Annotated in this window: 16 protein-coding genes; 9 read left to right on the plus strand and 7 right to left on the minus strand. The window is 61.2% G+C overall.

The window, feature by feature from the left end; genetic code table 11:
- Positions 1-8 precede the first annotated feature (8 nt).
- A complete protein-coding gene (locus tag C4K39_RS15095) occupies positions 9-512 on the plus strand; it encodes a transcriptional regulator (protein WP_124346835.1) in 504 nt (167 codons plus the stop codon).
- Between the two features lie 42 nt (positions 513-554).
- On the opposite strand, the gene C4K39_RS15100 is transcribed toward C4K39_RS15095, so the two are convergent.
- Together C4K39_RS15100 and C4K39_RS15105 are read right to left on the minus strand one after the other, a co-directional pair.
- Positions 555-1,112 (minus strand): TetR/AcrR family transcriptional regulator, encoded by a 558-nt coding sequence (locus C4K39_RS15100; protein WP_068576857.1) that lies wholly within the window; start codon positions 1,110-1,112, stop codon positions 555-557.
- Positions 1,113-1,328: 216 nt separating this feature from the next.
- Positions 1,329-2,519, minus strand: a complete 1,191-nt coding sequence (locus C4K39_RS15105) for an acetyl-CoA C-acyltransferase family protein (RefSeq protein WP_124346836.1) — start codon at positions 2,517-2,519, stop codon at positions 1,329-1,331.
- 107 nt (positions 2,520-2,626) lie between these two features.
- Between C4K39_RS15105 and C4K39_RS15110 the strand changes: the two genes are divergently transcribed.
- From C4K39_RS15110 to C4K39_RS15120, 3 genes are all read left to right on the plus strand, one after another.
- Positions 2,627-3,610: a GlxA family transcriptional regulator gene (locus tag C4K39_RS15110; protein WP_124346837.1), complete on the plus strand. Its 984-nt coding sequence runs from the start codon at positions 2,627-2,629 to the stop codon at positions 3,608-3,610.
- A gap of 406 nt (positions 3,611-4,016) precedes the next feature.
- Positions 4,017-9,281, plus strand: coding sequence for a type I polyketide synthase (locus tag C4K39_RS15115; protein WP_124346838.1), 5,265 nt, complete (start codon positions 4,017-4,019; stop codon positions 9,279-9,281).
- A gap of 46 nt (positions 9,282-9,327) precedes the next feature.
- A complete protein-coding gene (locus C4K39_RS15120; RefSeq protein WP_124346839.1) occupies positions 9,328-10,182 on the plus strand; it encodes a class I SAM-dependent methyltransferase in 855 nt (284 codons plus the stop codon).
- 16 nt (positions 10,183-10,198) lie between these two features.
- Here C4K39_RS15120 and C4K39_RS15125 read toward each other — a convergent pair whose 3' ends face one another.
- The gene (locus tag C4K39_RS15125) at positions 10,199-10,516 is read right to left on the minus strand and encodes an ArsR/SmtB family transcription factor (protein WP_068576864.1); all 318 of its coding nucleotides are present in this window, start codon (positions 10,514-10,516) and stop codon (positions 10,199-10,201) included.
- A gap of 137 nt (positions 10,517-10,653) precedes the next feature.
- On the opposite strand from C4K39_RS15125, the gene C4K39_RS15130 reads away from it, so the two are divergent.
- The gene (locus C4K39_RS15130) at positions 10,654-11,073 is read left to right on the plus strand and encodes an MAPEG family protein (protein ID WP_124346840.1); all 420 of its coding nucleotides are present in this window, start codon (positions 10,654-10,656) and stop codon (positions 11,071-11,073) included.
- 321 nt (positions 11,074-11,394) lie between these two features.
- On the opposite strand, the gene C4K39_RS15135 is transcribed toward C4K39_RS15130, so the two are convergent.
- From C4K39_RS15135 to C4K39_RS15145, 3 genes are all read right to left on the minus strand, one after another.
- On the minus strand, positions 11,395-12,324 hold the full coding sequence (locus C4K39_RS15135; protein ID WP_124346841.1) for an MBL fold metallo-hydrolase: 930 nt from the start codon (positions 12,322-12,324) through the stop codon (positions 11,395-11,397).
- 116 nt (positions 12,325-12,440) lie between these two features.
- Positions 12,441-13,052 carry a glutathione S-transferase family protein gene (locus C4K39_RS15140; RefSeq protein ID WP_124346842.1) on the minus strand — a complete coding sequence of 204 codons (612 nt, stop codon included), beginning with the start codon at positions 13,050-13,052 and terminating at the stop codon, positions 12,441-12,443.
- A 69-nt stretch (positions 13,053-13,121) separates the two neighbouring features.
- Entirely contained in the window at positions 13,122-13,730 is a 609-nt protein-coding gene (locus tag C4K39_RS15145) for a glutathione S-transferase (RefSeq protein WP_068576873.1), read from the minus strand.
- 132 nt (positions 13,731-13,862) lie between these two features.
- On the opposite strand from C4K39_RS15145, the gene C4K39_RS15150 reads away from it, so the two are divergent.
- Positions 13,863-14,783 carry a LysR substrate-binding domain-containing protein gene (locus tag C4K39_RS15150; RefSeq protein ID WP_068576875.1) on the plus strand — a complete coding sequence of 307 codons (921 nt, stop codon included), beginning with the start codon at positions 13,863-13,865 and terminating at the stop codon, positions 14,781-14,783.
- Between the two features lie 85 nt (positions 14,784-14,868).
- Positions 14,869-15,945 carry a saccharopine dehydrogenase family protein gene (locus C4K39_RS15155; RefSeq protein ID WP_124346843.1) on the plus strand — a complete coding sequence of 359 codons (1,077 nt, stop codon included), beginning with the start codon at positions 14,869-14,871 and terminating at the stop codon, positions 15,943-15,945.
- 102 nt (positions 15,946-16,047) lie between these two features.
- Here C4K39_RS15155 and C4K39_RS15160 read toward each other — a convergent pair whose 3' ends face one another.
- Positions 16,048-17,031 carry an acetoacetate decarboxylase (ADC) gene (locus C4K39_RS15160; RefSeq protein WP_124348357.1) on the minus strand — a complete coding sequence of 328 codons (984 nt, stop codon included), beginning with the start codon at positions 17,029-17,031 and terminating at the stop codon, positions 16,048-16,050.
- Positions 17,032-17,319: 288 nt separating this feature from the next.
- Between C4K39_RS15160 and C4K39_RS15165 the strand changes: the two genes are divergently transcribed.
- Complete coding sequence (locus C4K39_RS15165) at positions 17,320-18,045, plus strand: type 1 glutamine amidotransferase domain-containing protein (protein ID WP_068576881.1); 726 nt, start codon at positions 17,320-17,322, stop codon at positions 18,043-18,045.
- Between the two features lie 137 nt (positions 18,046-18,182).
- Positions 18,183-18,836, plus strand: coding sequence for a helix-turn-helix domain-containing protein (locus tag C4K39_RS15170; protein WP_217884140.1), 654 nt, complete (start codon positions 18,183-18,185; stop codon positions 18,834-18,836).
- The last annotated feature ends 217 nt before the right edge of the window (positions 18,837-19,053 follow it).

The following is a 19,053-nucleotide window of genomic DNA, read 5'->3' on the forward strand; positions in this document are numbered from 1 at the left end:
GTCACGCCATGTCCAGGCGCCTGTTGTGTACCGCACTGTTCACCGCCGGCCTGTGTTTCGCCGCACAGGCACAGGAGCCTTTGCCTTCGGTCCAGGAGGTAATGAGCGAGAACAAGGAGAAGATCAAGAACCAGATCGAAGCCCTCAATTACAAGCGCAAGCGCATGGTGGAGGCAAACATGGAACTCGATAGCGAACAGGCCGAGGCCTTCTGGCCGATCTACACACGCTATCGCAATGAAATGGACGGGCTGAACAAGGACTCGTTCCAGCTGCTGGTGGAGTATGCGCGGGCCTACGGCTCCGGGGCGGTGAGCAATGAGGAGGCGGCAGGAATGATCAAGACCTACAAGGCCCTGCACGAGAAGCAGCAGAAGGTCCTGTATCGCTACATTGATGAAGTCGCACAGCAGATGTCGCCAAAGATCGCCATGCGTTTCCTGCAGATCGAGGCGCAACTGGATGCTGCAGAAGTACTGCAGACCGGGCAGCAAGTACCGCTGCTCAAATAAATGACAAACCATGGCCGGCTGGGGCGACCCCGCCGGCCATTTTCATTCCGGCAGGTTGCTGGCGGCCGAGGCGACGCTGCCGTGGAGGAATATCTGCACCAGGGTGCTGGCCGACCTGGAACTGGCTGCGCGCCCGCGGCGTTCGGCGTCGACCATGCCGTAGACCAGATTGATGAACAGCTCGGTAAAGGCGGCGGCGCTGATGTCGATGCGGAACACTCCCAGGTGCTGCCCCCGCAGGAAAAATGCATCCAGGTCCTTGGCATAGGACTCTTCGTTTTCCAGGGGGGGAGTCTTCGGGCGGTTCTCGAATAGCAGCAAGGCCAGCATGTCACGGTGGGTGAGATGCTCCTTGATCAGGTACTGCAGGGCGTGCAATGGCTCGGCGCTGTGCAGCTCGGCGGTGCGGGTGATCTGTGCCAACACGCCCTTGGCGTGCGCCTCGAGCTGGTACTCCAGGTTCGCTCGAGTGCCGTAGTGGCGGTTCAGCGTCGCCTTGCTGACGCCGGCCAGCACGGCAAGATCCTTCATGGTCGCACGGGGGTGGTTGACTATCGCGGTGGTCAGCAACTTGAGAAGGCGTTCATCATCAGGGGCCATGGGATCATTCATTTCCAGACAGATCGGGAAGGGCTTTAACAGAAAATTACTTTTGCTTGCATCCGAGCATTGTAATTCACAATTGAGCCTTTGTTGATTCATTTGAGTCTAGATGGATGTTTCCTGTGACAAGCGCTCCTGGCGTGATGGTGCTATCTGCTTGCCGGCGAGGAGTCAGCGAAGGGCAGGGCCGCCCTTCGCTGCACGGGGCGCGGTTCAGATTCGCTCGAAGACCACGGCGATGCCCTGGCCACCACCGATGCACATGGTGACCAGGCCGTAACGTCCCTGGATGCGCTGCAGCTCATAGATGCATTTCACCGCCAGGATGGTACCGCTGGCGCCCAGGGGATGGCCCAGGGCAATGGCGCCGCCATTGGGGTTGGTGCGCGCAGGGTCCAACCCCAGGCCCTGGCAAACGCCCAGTGCCTGTGCGGCGAAGGCCTCGTTGGACTCGATCACATCGAAGCTGTCCAGGCTCAACCCGGTGCGCTGCAGCACTTGCCGCACCGCCGGGATCGGGCCGGTCCCCATCACGGCAGGATCGACGCCGGAAACGGCATAGCCGAGCATCCGCGCCAGGGGTTGGACATCGTGGCGTTGGGCTGCGGCGGCGGTCATCAGCACACAGGCGGCCGCACCGTCATTGATGCCCGAGGAGTTGCCGGCAGTCACCGAGCCTTCCTTGCGAAACGCCGGGCGCAATGCGGCCAGGGACTCCAGGCTGGCGTCGGTTTTCGGGTGCTCATCGGTATCGAACACCACCGTACCTTTGCGCGAGCTGATGTGTACCGGCACGATCTGCGAGCGGAAGTGCCCGGCGGCGATGGCGGCGTTGGCCTTGCGCTGGCTTTGCAGGGCAAATGCATCTTGCTGCTGGCGGGTGATGTCATACAGGCCTGCGACGTTTTCCGCCGTGACGCCCATGGAGCCTGCGCCGAAGGGGTCGGTGAGCGCGCCGGTCATCATGTCGATCAGTTGGCTATCGCCCATGCGCGCGCCCCAACGCGCGGCTGGCAATGCATAAAGCGAGCGGCTCATGGTCTCGACCCCACCGCCGATGGCAATCTCGCATTCACCCAGGCGAATGGCGTTGGCCGCCGTCACGATGGCCTGCAGCCCGGACCCACACAGGCGGTTGAGGGTCAGAGCGGTCGAAGCCTGGTCCATGCCCGCTTGCAGGCCGGCAACGCGTGACACATACATGTCCCGTGGCTCGGTATGCAGCACGTTGCCCAACACGATTTGCCCCACCTGTGCCGGCGACACCCCGGCACGAGCGATGGCTTCCTTGACCACCAGGGTGGCCAGGTCACAAGCGGACTGATCACGCAAGGCGCCACCAAAACTGCCGATGGCCGTTCTTGCCGCACCTGCTACCACGATTTCCTGAGTCTCTTGAGGCATAGCGCTATCCAATCGTTGAGAAGAACCGCAATCGCGCCACTCTAGGCAGGCTGCCTGACCCTGTATATTGTCTATAAAGACAATTTCTATGCGAGATCGGACACTCCATGCCTTGTGCTGCAATCCTGGCCTTCGATGGCTGCTACGCATCCAGTGCCACCGGCTTCGCAGACATCCTGCAGGTTGCCAACTCGCACCTGCAGCGTCAGGGGAGCAGCGCGCACGGCTATCAGTGGCGCTTCGTGTCGCTGTGCGGAGGCTTGGTCACCACCAGTAATGGCCTGGCTATCCAGACACAGAAGATCAAGCCCAGGGAACGCTTCGACCTGGTGTTCATTCCCAGCATCCACTACGCCGGGAGCCGCGCATTCGACCAGCTTCTGGAACGTGAGCGCGCAGCCTGCACCTGGCTCGTGCAACAGTGGCAAGCCGGTGCCTGGATCGCCGCGAACTGCACCGGAACCTTCCTGCTCGCCCAAAGCCAGTTGCTGGACCTGCGCATGGCCACTACCACCTGGTGGCTGGAGCGCCAGTTCCGCGAGCGCTTCCCGCGGGTGGACCTGCAACTGCGACCGATCCTCACCGAAGCCGACCGACTGGTGTGCGCGGGCGCCCAGGCTTCCTACCTGTTGCAGGCCATCCGGATGATCGAACGTTTCTCCGGTCGGGCGATCAGCACGCAAACGGCCAGGACCATGCTGATCGATGTCAGCCAGAACACCCAGACCGCTTTTTTGCCACTGCTGGTGGAGCGCGAGCATGGCGATTCGCTGGTCAGCCAGGCGCAGCATTGGCTGCAAGGCAACATGCAGCATGAAATCCGCATGACGCAGCTGGCCAAGGCCTTGTGCGTGAGTGAAAAGACCCTGGTCCGGCGTTTCAAGTCAGCATTGGAGATGACACCGCTGAATTATCTGCAAAACCTCAGGCTCGATGCGGCCCGGGCGCTTCTGGAACTGGGGGATCAGAACATCGACCAGATCGCCATCCAGGTGGGTTACCTAGATGTCAGTTCATTCTCGCGCCTGTTCCGTGAGCGCATGGGCATCAGCCCGGGAAGCTATCGCAGTCGCTTCGCCATGGGCGCTTGATCAACATTACCGCCGGTCATAAAAGTCTGAATTTTTTATATAGCCAGCAATTAAGTAAGTCTCGGGTGAAATTCTCAGCGGTGGCGGCTTTGATGCCTTTCGCTTTAATGATGCCTGCCTGAATTTTCAAAATAATATATGGAGCGTCATCGTTCGATGGAATTGAAATATAGGCAATCTTGAAAAGGTATAAGTTGAACTTTCTGGATTCTACGAAGCCTTGTATTGCATGGGTTCTCTGCTAGCGTTTGGCTCGCCTTGAAGGTCTCTTTCTAGCGGTCTCCAGAGTGAGTAGGTGTTCTTTCGTGGGATATCCCAGGCACTTGCACGTGCTCGTAATTCCTTGCTGGAGACAAGGAGGACTACTAGGCCCGACTAATGATATGGATGTTTGGCGAGGTACTTCATGGAAGATAACAAGTGCTCTACAGTTGGTCCGGACAACACGGTAAATCATGAGCCAATTGCAATCATTGGCATGAGTTGTCGACTTGCCCCGCAACTTTCCAGTCTCGAGCACTATTGGGAGTTCCTGGTACAGGAACGATGTGCGGTGCGTGAGATTCCCAATGGCCGCTGGGACGACTATGAATCGAGCAGTCCGCAAGTGGCGGCAACCTTGAGAAAAGCCACGCGTCTGGGCTGTTTCATGGAGCACATCGATCGTTTCGACCCCGAGTTCTTTGGTATTTCCCCCCGTGAGGCCGAGTCCCTGGACCCACAGCAGCGGATGATTCTGGAACTCACCTGGGAGGCGCTTGAACACTCAGGCATCCGTCCGAGCACGATCAGGGGGAGCGAAACCGGAGTGTTCGCCGCAGGGAATTCTTTCGACTACGGCCATCGGATGTTCTCCGATCTGTGTCATATCGAGCCCTGGGCCCTCAATGGCGGGATGCTCTTTGGTATTGCCAACCGTGTTTCCTACCTATTCGATCTGCACGGTCCCAGCTTGGTGGTAGATACCGCCTGCGCCGGATCGTTGACCGCTGTTCACCTGGCTTGTCAGAGTCTATTGGACCAGTCCACGCCCCTGGCCGTGGTCGCCGGGATTAACCTGATGTCCTTTCCCGGCATGACCCTGGCATTGGACGCAATGGGGGCGACGGCTGCAGACGGCCATTGCAAATCCTTCGATAACGCCGCCAATGGCTATGGGCGTGGAGAAGGGGCCGGGGTGTTGATTCTCAAGCGATACAGCGATGCTGTGCGCGATCAGGACCGGGTATTGGCGCTCATTCGCGGCTCCGGTGTCTTCCAGGACGGGCGCACTGCCGGGATGATGGCGCCCAATGGCGAGGCTCAGGAACTGATGCTCCGCCAAGTCTATCGACAGGCCGGTATCGCTTGCGAGTCGGTCCAGTATGTCGAGGCCCATGGCACTGGTACCCGCTTGGGTGACAAAGCCGAACTGACGGCCATTGCCCGGGTCTTCGGTGCTGGCCGCCGTCCGGAAAACCGCTGCCTGGTCGGCTCGGTCAAGCCGAATATCGGTCATCTGGAAGCGGGGGCTGGCATGGCTGGCCTGATCAAGACCGTGCTAGCACTGGACCATGGCCAGATACCCCGGAGCCTGTACGACACTTTGACCGGTGAAATCGACTGGGAAGATTCAGGGCTCCAGATCGTCTCCCGGTTGCAGGACTGGCCTGTGAGCCAGGGCCCTAGGAGGGCCGGTGTCTCTTGCTTCGGGGTGGGGGGCACGATTGCTCACGTAATTGTCGAAGCGCCACCGACAGCGAGCCAAGCCTCATCCACGGCCGTTTGCCCCGGGGACCTGCTGTTCCCGCTGTCTGGCCATTCCCAGGAGAGCCTCAAGCACAATGCAGCGCGTCTTGCAGATTGGCTGCAAGCACACCCCGAGGTAGCCCTCGAGGATGTGGGGTATAGCCTCAGCCGGCGGCGGGACCATCTGCAGCATCGAGGCACTGTCGTTGCTGCCACGCGCCCTGAACTGATCGAGACCCTGCGCGCTGCTGCACAGGGCTCGGACTCCGAGCGATGGTACCCGGGCCCGGGAAACCAGGCCGAGGGGCTGGGCCCGGTGTTTGTCTTCTCAGGCCATGGTGCCCAGTGGAATGGCATGTGCAGGGAGCTTTTGGAGAGTGAGCCGATATTTGCCGCGGAGCTCGATGCATTGGCCGCGATCTTTATCGACGAGCTGGGTTATTCGCCTCGGCAAGCCCTGGAACAGGGAGACTTCAGCTCGATCGAACGTACCCAGGCCATGACCTTTGCGATACAGGTGGCATTGGCGGCGCTGTGGCGGAGCAAGGGAGTCGAACCCCAGGCGGTGATTGGATACTCCATCGGAGAGATAGCAGCGTCTGTGGTGGCCGGTGCTCTGGACAAGCAATCGGCAGCACGTTTTGCCTGTCGTCGGGCAGCCATCTACCAGCGCTTGTCCGGCCAGGGCGCGATGTTGCTGGTGGACTTGCCGTTTGCACAAGCCAAGGAGCGCCTGGCGGCATCCGTGAAGGTTGTGGCAGCGATTGCTGCCAGCCCTTCTTCCACGGTGATTTCCGGCGATGCCATGGAAGTCGAGCGCATTGCCGGCGAATGGGCCGAGGCCGGCATCGTGCCGCGTCGGGTGGCAACCGATGTAGCATTTCATAGCCCGCATATCGATCGGGTCGTTGCGGACATCCGCCAGGCGGCCAGTGAACTGCGTTGCCAGCCCCCACGTTTGCCAATGTACAACTCGACGTTGCTCGACTCGCGTGCCGAGGCGGTGCGCGACGCAGCTTTCTGGGCGGCGAATTCGCGCGACCCGGTCTTGTTCGAACAGGCGGTGACGGCAGCACTGGAGGATGGCTACACGCGTTTTCTCGAGGTGTCGAGCAAACCCATCGTCTCCCACTCGCTCAGGGAGACGGCTGACTTGCGAGGCGACGAAGAGGTACTGATCTGTCCAACCCTGAGGGAAGGCCGTGCGGAGCGGCGGGAAATCCTCGGCAGCCTGGCTCGGCTGCATGGCCAGGGGACCAGCGTAGCTTGGGAGCGGCAGTACCCGCAGGGTGTGCTGCTCGATGTACCGGGCATGGGCTGGAATCACCGCCGGTACTGGACTCGTGCCCAGCCGGTGCGTAGCAGCATCGGCAAAGGACACGATGCGTTGCAACATTCGCTGTTGGGTAGTCATGAGCGGATACACAGCGCACCGGTGAGCGATGTCTGGCGTACACGACTGGACTTCGATTCGCGTCCGTACCCCGGTAGCCACCCCATCTGTGACGTGGAGATTCTGCCTGCCGCCGTTCTCCTGAATACCTTCATGCAAGCCGGCGTCGTCAATGCGTGCCTGCCTTCATTGAACAACGTGGTCTTGCGTACCCCGGTGGCAGTGGAAGGCTCGCGGGATGTCCAGATCGTCAGGCAAGGCAAGGAGATCAGGCTGTCGAGCCGGCTGGATGACGGCTCTGCACCGACCCAGCAGGAGCGCGAGCTGGATTGGGTGACCCACACCACAGCGACCCTGGAGCGGGCTGAACAGCGCCACGGTATTGCGCCCGGGTACCGAGAATGGTTGGCCCAGTGTCCCGAGCATCTGGATTGGGCGACAGTCGAGCCGCTTTACCGAAACCGGGGAATCGGCGGATACGGATTTTCCTGGTCGATCCGTACCATGCACCGTGGTGCCGGGAAAATCGTGGCATTGATCGAGGCAGGGGCCAGCCACGATCAGCCGGCCAGCTGGGCGGTGGCCCTGGACGCAGCGTTGACCGTCATACCCTTGTTACTACCGGACGACGCAGTGCTGCGCATGCCTGCGGCCATTGCCAGGATTTGTGCCAGGCATGACGCCCCGCAAGGGTTCACTCTGTTTGCCGATCTGGTGCATCAAGAGTCTGTCACGGAGGGCTACATCACGAACCTGGTCATCGTTGACGAACAAGGAGACGTCGCCGCACGGATCGAGGGCCTGGTGTTCATGACGGTCGATCGCCAGGAGGAACTGGCCTCGCTCAATGAACCCACGGTGTTCATCGAGGAATGGGAGCCATGCCTGCTTCCGCGCCGAGAGGTTGCTGCGCCGCAGTTGGTGCTGATTGGCGATCACAACTCACTTTCTTGCCGTGTCTCGGCTGGACTGGACCGGGCCGCGATCGCACACCGGTTGGTCCAGGACCTGGATGAGATCATCCTGGATGAGCAAGCCACGATCCTGGTTGTCCTGGGAATGCCACCCCAGGATGGCGAGGACTTGGCGACGAGCGTCGAGCGCAATGTCTGGCGCTTGCTGCACAGTGCTCAGGTGGCCGCCCGGCAAGCTGACAGGCTGCCAGCCTTGGGTATGGCATGCGTGACCTTTGGTGTCAGGGCCATGGACGAACGTGCCACGCTGGGGCAGTCGGCACTGTGGGGTGCTTCCAGGATCGTGGCCGGTGAACATCCGGAGCTCTGGTCGGGGCTGATTGACATCGATCCCGGAGCCTTGGATCTCGACAGCACATTCAGCCACTTGCTCGATGCACTGGGGCGGGGGGCTGAAGATGTTATCGCCATCGAGGCCGATGCAGTAGCGGTCTTGCGCCTGAAGGAAGCACCGGTGCAGAAGGCCAGCCTGGAACAGGCCATGCAGTGTTCCGCCGATGCCACCTATGCCATCACCGGAGGCTTGGGAGCACTGGGACTGGAGGCTGCTCAGCATCTGGTCAACCTCGGCGCTCGACGGCTGCTGTTGATCGGCCGACAGGCCTTGCCGGCCCGCGAACACTGGCCTTTGGTACAAGCGCCATCGTTGCGTTCTGCGATCGACCGTGTTCAAACCCTGGAACTGCAGGGCGTCACGGTGATGTCGCTGGCCCTGGATATCGCCGATGAAGAGGCGGTGGCACAAGCACTGTCCGGTTCGGCACTGGGCTTGCCACCCATACGCGGCATCGTTCATGCCGCCGGTGTTTTCAACGGCCAGATGATCCAGCAACTCGAGCGCAAGGTCTTGCAGGAGACGCTCAAAGCCAAGGTGCAGGGAACCCTGGTACTGGAGAAACTGTTCCCACCGGGCAGTTTGGAGTTCCTGGTGCTGTTCTCATCCAGCGGCCAGCTTGCCCGGCTGTCGGGGCAGGCAGCCTATGCCGCGGCCAATGGTTTCATGGATGGTTTTGCCAAATATCGCGGGCAAATCGATGGGCATCGGACCTTGAGCCTCGCCTGGATGGCCTGGGATCGACTGGGCATGTCACGCAATATTGCCGCGACACTCCAGGAGGCTCGAGCCAATGGCCTGGACTTGCTCAGCGTAGCCAACGCCCTGGCAGCCTGGCAGGCCGCCTCTGCCAGCCAGGCGCCTTACGTTGCGGTGTTTCGCCTGCACCGAGGCCAGGAGTCAGGCCCGCCACTTCCGCTACTGAGCAATCTGCTGGATATCCAGGAGAACAATGCTGCGCAACAGATCACAAGCGATCCGTGGGCCCAAGTCCCCAGCGAACAGCTTACCCAGTGGCTGATCGACGATATCCAGGCATTGATCGCTGCGGAGCTGCGCTGTGCACCCACTGACATCTCTCCCCGGCGATCGTTGGTGGAGAAGGGCATGGATTCATTGATCACGGTGGCGCTGCGCATTCGTCTGAAGAAGCGCTATCGAATCGACATACCGCCAACGTTGATTTGGAACCATCCCACGGTGCAGGCCATTGCGCACTACGTACGCGGTCAATTGGGCTAGCGGCGTTCCCCCTCACTCATCGGATACAGCCCGACAGGAGACTTGCATGGACAACGCAGCGGCCAGTTGGACAGCCGTCTACACCTCGATTTCCCGGGCGGCGCACCAGGTGCTGGATCCGCCGCCCCGGGTGATCGACGATCCTGTAGCAGTGGGCTTGGTGGAAGGGTCACGGGCGGAAGAACTCCTGGCGTGCGCCGATGATTTCCGTTCCCCGATCCAGTGCCTGGCCCGTTCCCTGTTCATCATGCGCAGTCGGTTCGCCGAGGATGAGCTGTATGAAGCAGTCAGGGCCGGGGCAGGGCAGTACATCCTGCTTGGGGCAGGCCTGGACACGTTCGCCTATCGGCAACCCGAATGGGCGCGCCAGGTCAGGATCATCGAGGTTGACCACCCGGCCTCCCAGGCGCGCAAGCAGGATTATTTGCGTGGCGCAGGCATAGAGATTGGACAGAACGTCCATTTCTGCCCGCTCGATTTTGAAGCCACCAAGTTGTCCCAAGGGCTTGCAACCTGTGGTTTCGACCCGCAAGTGCCCACCTTCCTCTCCTGGTTGGGGGTTACCCAGTACCTTCAGTTAGCGGCTATCACCAGGACTTTGCTGGATATACAGGCCTTCGCGAGGGGCAGTCGCATGGTGTTCAGCTTCATCGTCGCCGATACCGACCTTGATGGCGTCGATGCACAGGCCGTGCAGTTCTTTTCGCAACTGGCCGCCGCCAGGGGCGAGCCCTGGATGACTCGGTTCGAGCCGGAGCGACTGCAGCAGCGGCTTCTGGATTTGGGGTTTGCCGAGGTCCGGTCCATCGATCCGGGCGAGTTGGAGCGACGTTACTTTGCCGGGCGCGAGGATCAGCTCCGAGCACCGCTGTTTGAACGGCTCATGCGAGTTCGGGTGTAGCTGCTGCGGTTGGGACTCACGGACGGTAGATGCTCTTGAGCGTGGCGATGATCTTCTCCACGTCCGGATTGTCGATGCGGTAATACAAGGTTTGTGATTCGCGGCGGAACGCCACCAAGCCTTCCTCACGCATTTTCGCCAGGTGCTGCGACAGCGCCGACTGGCTCAGCGAGATGCGCTGCAGCAATCCGCCGACGGTAATTTCCCCTTGCTCGATCAACAGGCACAGCACCTGCAAGCGGTATTCGTTGCTGATCGCACGCAGCAGGCTGGCGGCCTTTTGTGCACCTTGGGCGAGGAAGCGTTGGTCATCGTCGAAATGTTCAGAAGTCATGGGGATGGGATGTCGGTCGTCCAGTTAAATTAGTAATTGCTAAATTAGAATAATCTAATATTATGATTCGGGCTTTCGCCGCTGAAAGTGCAATCGGCTCCGCGCCGCATATTATCCCTCAATCAGGAAGGTACACAGTGAATACCCCAACATGGGTCCTGCTGGCATTTGCCGGTTGGACATTATTCATCCTGTTCAGCACCGTTGGCGTTTATCGCTGGTCGAGAATCCTCACGGGACGCGCGACAGTGAGCCAATGGCAGCCAGGCAAGCCCCAGGGGAGCGAGTGGTACCAGCGAGCCATGGGGGCCCACAGGAACTGCATCGAGAACCTGCCGGTCTACGCGGCGATTGTCGTGGCCATCAATGCCTCGCAGGTCGATAGCGGCACCCTGGACAGCCTGGCCCTGGTACTGCTTGCTGCGCGGATCGCCCAGAGCCTGGTGCATATCTGTGTGCCGCAGAGCGATACGATCGCCACCTTGCGTTTCGTGTTCTTTTTCATCCAGATCCTGGCCATGGCGTGGATGGGTATCACCGTCGCGATCGCGTCCTGAAGCCCTATCCGGTTCACGCTGGATATTCACGGTGCGACTCTTCTATTTCCCGCTCGGAAGGGGCTTGACCAGGGGCAACAGGGCATCGAGCAACGCCTGTTGCGGGCACCGGAGAACTGTTTGGCTCGATGGGCTTGGCGATCATCCAGCCGTCGCCTATGGCGCTGATCAGGTCGCAAAGCAAGGAATGAATTCCACTGGAGGCCGGATGAACAAGGCACCAGCATAGAAAAATCTGTCCTAAAGCACCTGCTGGTAACCCTCTGGGCAAACCGGGTCAGCGCTGCTACAGACCCTGGTTGCGCGGCCTGTAGTGGGGCATTAGCCGAGGTGATAGAACCCCTGGTCGTCGCGCTGGACCTGGCCGCCGTGCTGCAACTCGTCCAGGTGTTGCAAGAGGGTCCGAGCCTCGGCAGCAGTCACCCAGGTCCCGGTAAAGCCTGTCGGGTACAGCAGGCGTTTCTCGACCATCTGGGCCAGGTTCAAGGGTCGCTCCTGCAACCAACCCAACAGGCGCCTCTCTCGCTCGTCGATCTTGGCGGTGAATGCCTGCAGATCCTCCAGGAAGCGCTGGCGGTCGGTGTAGACACCGCGATGGTGGGAAGTCACCCAGGTCCTGGCGGGAATCTGCGGCAGGCGCTGGAGGCTGCGTCGAAAATCCACCAGGTTCGAACTGGCATCGCCGTAATAGGGGCCGAAGCTGCTCAAGTCGATGTCACCAATGAAGGCCACGCCTTCCGGCTCCACCAGCAGCACGGTGTGGCCTGCCGTATGGCCGGGCAGGTGAACGGCATGGATGCTGGAGCCTCCCAGGTCCCAGGATGCACCGTCCTCATAACCCAGGGCATCGGGGCGTGGGGCATAGAAGAATTCATCCTGCAAGCGCTTGAGCATCTGCTGGATGGCACAAGCCTCGCTGAGGCCGAAGGCCGCGGCCATTCCTTCCCAACTGCGCGCTGCCGGCAAGTCTGCCTGGTGCACATGGACTTGCGCATCGGGAAGCCGATGCAGGCCGGCCATGTGGTCTTCATGGGCATGGCCCAGGACGACCAGTTCGGTCGCGTCGAACAGGGGGCCGATGCTGTTGGAGCTGATCGGGGTATCCAGGGCTGCCAGGGTGTCCGTGCCCTTGATCAGCACCTGGTTGCCGTCCGGGTATTTGCCGTTGCGCTCGCCCAGGAACACCGATACGCGCCCGAACTGCAGGTGGTCCATGCCATTGGTTGAGCCTCGGTGGTTGCCAGTCATCATCTCGGGCCTCGCACTCGCTTAGGGCATCTGGCGTCACTGTAATGATTTAGTGGCGATGATGGCGAGAAACATCACTTGGCGGCGAGCACCCTCGCAACGCTCGGGAAAACGGCGGCTCAGGCTTGCGCGCCCTTGGCATAGGCGCTGATGACTTCCTCCCGCGCAGCCAGGCGCTGCAGGTAGGCGGTGATATTGGGCAGGTCGTCGATATCCACATTCAGTTGGGCGTGGATGCGTAGCCAGGGATAGATGGCCATGTCAGCAATGGAATAGTCGTGGCAGATGAAATCCTGGTCCTGCAGGGCGTTTTCCAGCGTATCGAACAAGGCGGCGGTCTGCTTCAAGTAACGGTCGCGGGCGTAATGGTGGGCCTGGGCATCGAGCTGGAGGAAATGATAATGCTGCCCGGCCATGGGGCCCAGGCTGCTGATCTGCCAGGCCAGCCAGTGCAATACCGCATAACGTTGCGTACCCACCGCTGGCAGAAAGCGCGAGTGAGTCTCCGCCAGGTACTGCAGGATGGCGCCTGACTCCGGGAGGACCAAGGCTTGTGCGTGGTCGACAAGCAACGGAATCTTTGCATGGGGCGTCAAGCGTGCGAAGTCCGCCCGATGCTGGTCGCCCAAGGCGAGGTCCAAGCGCTGGATTCGATAAGCAACGTCCAGCGCTTCCAGCATGATCAGGATCTTGTGGCCATTGGCCGTCGGCGCGAAATACAGGGTGTACATGGTGATGGCTCCCATGGCCGGGAATAGGCAGGGCGGCGCGGTCAGGCTGGCTCGATCCGCGCCGACGATTCAGGCGATGGGATAACGCTTGAACAGGTCGCTGCATTCCAGCCGCTCGGCATGGGCTCCCAAGCTTGGGAAGTCATCGGCCTTGACCACATCCGGGAGCATCAACTGCATGAAGGACCAGGCCACTGCGCTGGTGATGGCGGCCTGGTCGAGGCGTGGCTCTTGAGCCCGCTCGGCCAGAAGCTGTTGTTCCAGCTCGGTGCAGGCGGCCAGCAGTTGCCGGGTGACACGCTCGAGCCAGGGCTGATGCAGTTTTTCGGCTGGCCGAAGGTTGTGTTCATAGACGATCTGGACGGTTTTCTCGCAAGCCGCCAATGCCAGGCCCAAGGTACGCAGGGCCTTGGCCAAGGCCTGGGGTTGTTGGGGCAGCAGCTTGCCGGAGGCAGGGCTGGTGGCTTCGAAGTAGTCGAGGATCAGTGTCGAATCCATCAGCACGCTACCGTCGTCGAGCACCAGGCTGGGGGCCTTCACCGCCGGGTTGATCCTGGAAAAAGCTTCGAAGGTGCTGAACACCGACAACGGCTCATGCTCGAACGCCACGCCGTACAGCTCCAATGAAATAGCCACCCGCCGGACATAAGGCGAATCCAGCATGCCAATCAGTTTCATTCGTCACTCTCCCTGGTTTGTATGGCGCGCTGTGTCACATTTCAGGCCACAGCTTCACTGTTTCTTACGTTAGGAGAATTTGGCCGACTAGAATATCGGTATTTCCCTTCATCAATGGTAAGTAGAGCTTACATGTCGAGCATCCCGCCGATTTCCTGCCTGCGCAGTTTCGAAGCCGTTGCCAGGCTAGGCAGCGTCACCGCCGCCTCCAGGGAACTGCACGTCACCCACTCGGCCATCAGCCAGCAGATCAAGGTCCTGGAGGAGTTGCTTGGCGTGACCTTGTTCGTTCGCGAAGGGCGTGGTGTGCGGGTCAGCGAAGACGGGCGCCTGTATGCCTTGCAGATCCGCGAGGCACTGGGCGGCATCGACGAAGCGACCCGAATGATCAAGACCCAGCCTAGGTCCACCGAGCTGGTGGTCGCCGTGTTGCCATCGTTCGGGCTGAACTGGCTGTTGCCGCGTTTGCCGCGCTTCCAGCAATTGCATCCTCATATCAATGTGCGCCTGCAGGCAGGACTGGCGGTATCGAACCTGAACCGGGAGTCCGTGGACCTCGCCATCCGCATGGGCAAGGGTGATTGGGAAGGGCTGGAGCAGCAGGTGCTGTTCCACGATGAAACGCTGGTGGTCGCATCGCCCCGGTTCAACGACGGGGTCCTGCCCAGAACGGCGCAAGAGATCATCGACAGCAGGATCGTCTTCAGCATGGAGTCATGGCAGCCCTGGTGCCAGGCCGCAGGGCTGGACGTCGATATCCCGCGGACCGGGCTGTGCAGCAATGATTCGAACCTGGTGCTGCAGGCGGTGCGCCTCGGCCAGGGTATCGCACTGGAGCGCCGCAGCCTGGTGCATGACGCCATCCAGCGTGGAGAGCTGGTGCAGTTGGGCCAGGTCACGGCGCCTTATCCCTATCCTTACTGGCAGGTGCTGCCCGATCGCGAGCATTCGAAGGCCAAGCAAGCGGCCTTCTCCAGCTGGCTGGCCGCCGAAGTCGAGGCCTACCTTGATGAGCTGGCCACGCAGGAGGCGGCGCTGGCAATTGCACCTTGACCTTGAACCAGGCTTCAACGTTAGCGTCGGTGACTGATCGAGGAGGGCGCCAATGCCGCCTCACCACCCTGTCAGGAGCAGCATCATGAACGAGCACGCCAGCCCCGAACCCACGTCATGGATGATCTATGGCGCCTATGGCTACACCGGCGAACTGATTGCCAGGGAGGCGGTCAAGCGCGGATTGCGCCCCGTGCTTGCCGGCCGCAGCCGTGCCAAGGTCGAGCCACTGGCTCGTGAACTGGGGCTGGCGATGCAGATATTCGGCCTCGATGATGCCGCACAACTGGCCACGGAGCTCCAGGGGCAAGCCCTGGTCCTGCATTGCGCCGGGCCATTCTCCGCAACGGCGGCGCCGATGATGCAGGCTTGCCTTGAGGCCAGGGCGCATTATCTGGACATCACAGGGGAGATTGCCGTCTTCGAACAGGCCCAAGCCCTGAACCTGCGGGCCCGGGAAGCCGGCGTGGTGATCTGCCCGGGCGTGGGTTTCGATGTGATTCCTACCGATTGCGTGGCCGCTGCGCTCAAGGCAGCACTGCCCGATGCCACGTACCTGGCCTTGGGGTTCGACTCGCGCTCGAGTTTTTCCCCGGGGACCGCCAAGACATCGGTGGAGGGGTTGGCGCAAGGCGGCAAGGTACGGCGCGATGGCAAGATCGTCTCGGTGCCGCTGGCCTATCAGGTGCGGCGCATCGATTTCGGCGCCGGAGAGAAACTCGCCATGACCATTCCCTGGGGCGATGTCTCCACCGCTTATCACACCACTGGCATTGCCAACATCGAAGTCTTTATCCCGGGTTCTGCCGGCATGGTCCGTGGCGCCAGGCTGGCTAACCTGGTGCGTCCCTTGCTCGGCCTGGCTTGGGTACAGAAGTGGCTCAAGGCGCGCATCAGCAAGACCGTGGTCGGCCCGGACGATACCAAGCGCGCCGACCAGGGCACCTTCGTCTGGGGAGAAGCACGCAATGCCCGAGGCGAACGCAAGGTGGCTCGCCTGCATACCGCCAATGTGTACAGCCTGACCATTACCGGCGCCCTGGCGGTGGTGGAGCATCTGCTGCAGGCGCGGCCCAGTGCCGGCGCCTATACCCCGGCGAAGCTCTTGGGGGCTGAGCTGGTGACCCGCCTGCCAGGATCGGGAACGCTGCGGATCGAGTGAGCCGCTCGCCCGTGCCGGCCAGGTTCATTCGCCGGCAGGAAGCGGGGTCATGACCCCGCTTCCTGCGCCGAGATTCCCCGACCGGCCGCGATCGGCATGACCTCAGTGAACGTCTTTCAGGCTGGCCAGGGGCTTGGGTGCATAGAGCGCGCTCTGGAATTCAGGGACGTACTCGTACTTCACCAGCTTGCCCAACTGCAATGAGCGGATGTAGGTCGACAGGCTGCCGTCACCGAGTATCAGGCGTGCAGCATCGGCACTGGAGCTGGAGGCGTGGCGGGTCTGCCGGGACGTGGCATAGCCGTAGGTCAGCTGGCCGTTATGGTCCAGGTTGGTGAAGCTGTTGGTCACCATGCCCACGTCGTGGGAGAGGTCATCGAGTTTTTTCGCCTTGAAGATCACGTCCACGTTGCCGGTCTGGCTATCGATGATGTCGTAGGAGAGGCTGGCGCCTTCCTCGCGACGGCTGATGTCGGTCAGCCACTTGGGCAGGTTGTAGCCCACGACACCCCGGACCCTGGCCAGCTCGGTATTGACCGGCAACTTGAGGACATAGCCCCAGAAGTCCTTCGATATGGCCTGGCCGACCAGGGTCAGCGGGCCAAGGTTGGATTGCCCCGGCTTGTTGGTGATGATCGATAGCGCCACCTCGTTGTAGCTGTCGTTGTCGCAGTAGTCGTAGGTATAGGCCGTGAAGGCCACCAGGCCGCGTCCAGGCCATACCTGCAGCGGCTGCACCTGTTCCAGTACCTGGGCCGGCATCAACTCGCGCAGCCGCGCAAGGTCTGCGGTGTAGACCGCGGTGATCCGGCTGTTCTTGTAGTAGAAGTTCGGCGAGTACGACTCGAACCCCATGTCTACCCGGGTCTTGGGCAGTTGCTTGAACCAGCTCAAGTCGAGCCCTGGCGCCTCGGCCTCGATCACCGACAGCGGCGGGTTGGAGCGATAGCGCTCGTACAGGCCGCCCTTGAGGACCGGCACCGAGTGGCCGGCAATGTCGATCGTTGTAGTACCGGCGGGGACGGGAGCGTCTGGTGAGCCGGCCAGGGCGGGATGTGCCAAAGGGGCCAGGAGGGCACCAGCCATTGCAGCGACAGTTCCGAGTTTCACGTTGGGTTCTCCAGAAAGAATGGCATCGCGCTCGATGCTTGTGACCCGGTATCGCGCTGCGGCGCCATGCTCGGGTACGCCTGGTGGGGCGTGAACAAACCCTAACGTTCAACTTAACCTTAATGTCAAGCGCCCATCTGTCCACCGTACAGGCGTTGATGGCCAGGCAGGGCACAAGGGCCGTCCCAGGCGCCCAGGCTGGGCTAACGTGTGGGGTATCACTGTCGCTCAGCGGATGAGCCATGCACCCGGAGCACCTCCCAAATGACCCCGCGCATATTGCATGTGGTGACCAATGTCGCTCACTACGCCGATCCCGACCAACCAACCGGCCTGTGGCTGGGAGAGTTGACCCATGCCTGGCAGGTATTTGCTGCCAGGGGGTACGAGCAGTGCCTGGTAAGCCCGGCGGGTGGGGCATCCCCTTTGGAACCCCGGGCACTCAAGTGGCCGCTTTTGGACAGCACGGCCAAGTCCTGGTTGGCAGACCCGGCGAGCATGGCGCGCCTGGCCAGTACCGCACACCCGGACGAGCTGGCAGCAGCGGATTTCGCTGCGATCTATTTCACCGGTGGTCATGGCGTGATGTGGGATTTCCCCGACTCCGCGGGCTTGCAGCGCCTGACTCGCGAGATCTTCGAGCAGGGCGGGGTGGTGTCGTCGGTGTGCCATGGCTATTGCGGATTACTCAATACTCGCTTGAGCGATGGGCGCTTGCTGGTCGAGGGACGCCGGCTGACCGGATATGCCTGGATCGAGGAGGTACTGGCGGGGGTGGCGGGCAAAGTGCCCTACAACGTCGAGGAGCAGATGCGCCGCCGGGGAGCGCACTATGAGAAAGGCTGGCTGCCGTTCACCTCGAAGGTCGTGAGCGATGGCCGCCTGGTGACGGGGCAAAACCCACAGTCGGCCAGGGCCACGGCCATGCAGGTCGTGGCCTTGCTGAAGGCTATCGCCGCTGGCACCGGCGACCTTCGAAAAGACGCATGACTATTTGCATAAAGAGAAATAAATTCATAGTTATCCAGTGCCTGGCCGATGCTTGAGTCATCGGCCTTTGCGTTTTCGCGAAGCTCCGGCCCGGACGAGAGATAGGTGCTAGAATGCCGGCCTTCAAAGGAGACGCCGTGAAGAACAAGACCTCCCGAGCTCCAGTAGCTCCGCACATGCTGAACCCCGAGATGCTTGGCATACGCTTGCGCACGGCTCGCAAGCAGCGTGGCTGGACCCTGGCCCAGGTCGCCGAGCGCTCCAATGTCTCGATTACCACCATCTCTCGGGCCGAGCGCGGGCAGTTGGCCTTGGGTTATGAGAATGTCGCCGCATTGGCCCAGGCCCTGCAGTTGGACATGGGCACCTTGTTCTCCCATGACTACGAGCAGCCACCGGCCGAACAGGGGCCGGTCATTACCCGTTCTGGAGAGGGGGTCGCCTATCGTGGCCTGTCCTTTACCTACGAGTTCCTCGCCACTGCCGCCAAGGGCAAGCCCATCAACCCGGTGTTGGGCACCATCCATGCGCGCCGGATCAACAGCCCCGAGGATTTCTCCCGGCATGCCGGCGTAGAGTTCGTCTATGTGATTTCAGGCCGGATCGAGGTGCATTTCGAAACCGGCGAAGTAGCGGCCCTGGACAAGGGCGACTCGCTGTACTTCGACAGTCGCATCGGCCATGCCTACATCTGTGTCAGCAAGCAGTTGGCCAAGGTCATCGGGGTGATCACCGCCGAAAGCGACCAGATCCTGCTTGCCCGGCAAGGGCACGACCTGCCGGGGCATTGACGCCTGAGCGGGCCCGTCCGGCGCCCGCTGTTTGCTGCGCCATTCCAGTGCGCTGCGCCCACTTCTTCCTTTACGTGATCCAGGCCCCACGAGTGCATGGAATACGTGCATGAATTTTCTTATACGCAAAAATGTTTGCAAAAAACATCCAGAGGTAGTCTCATTCAATTGGCGTATACGCAAATTTAGAAAGACATTGATCCGAGGCTACGGTGCT

This window comes from Pseudomonas sessilinigenes (assembly GCF_003850565.1).
In the GTDB taxonomy this organism is placed as follows: domain Bacteria; phylum Pseudomonadota; class Gammaproteobacteria; order Pseudomonadales; family Pseudomonadaceae; genus Aquipseudomonas; species Aquipseudomonas sessilinigenes.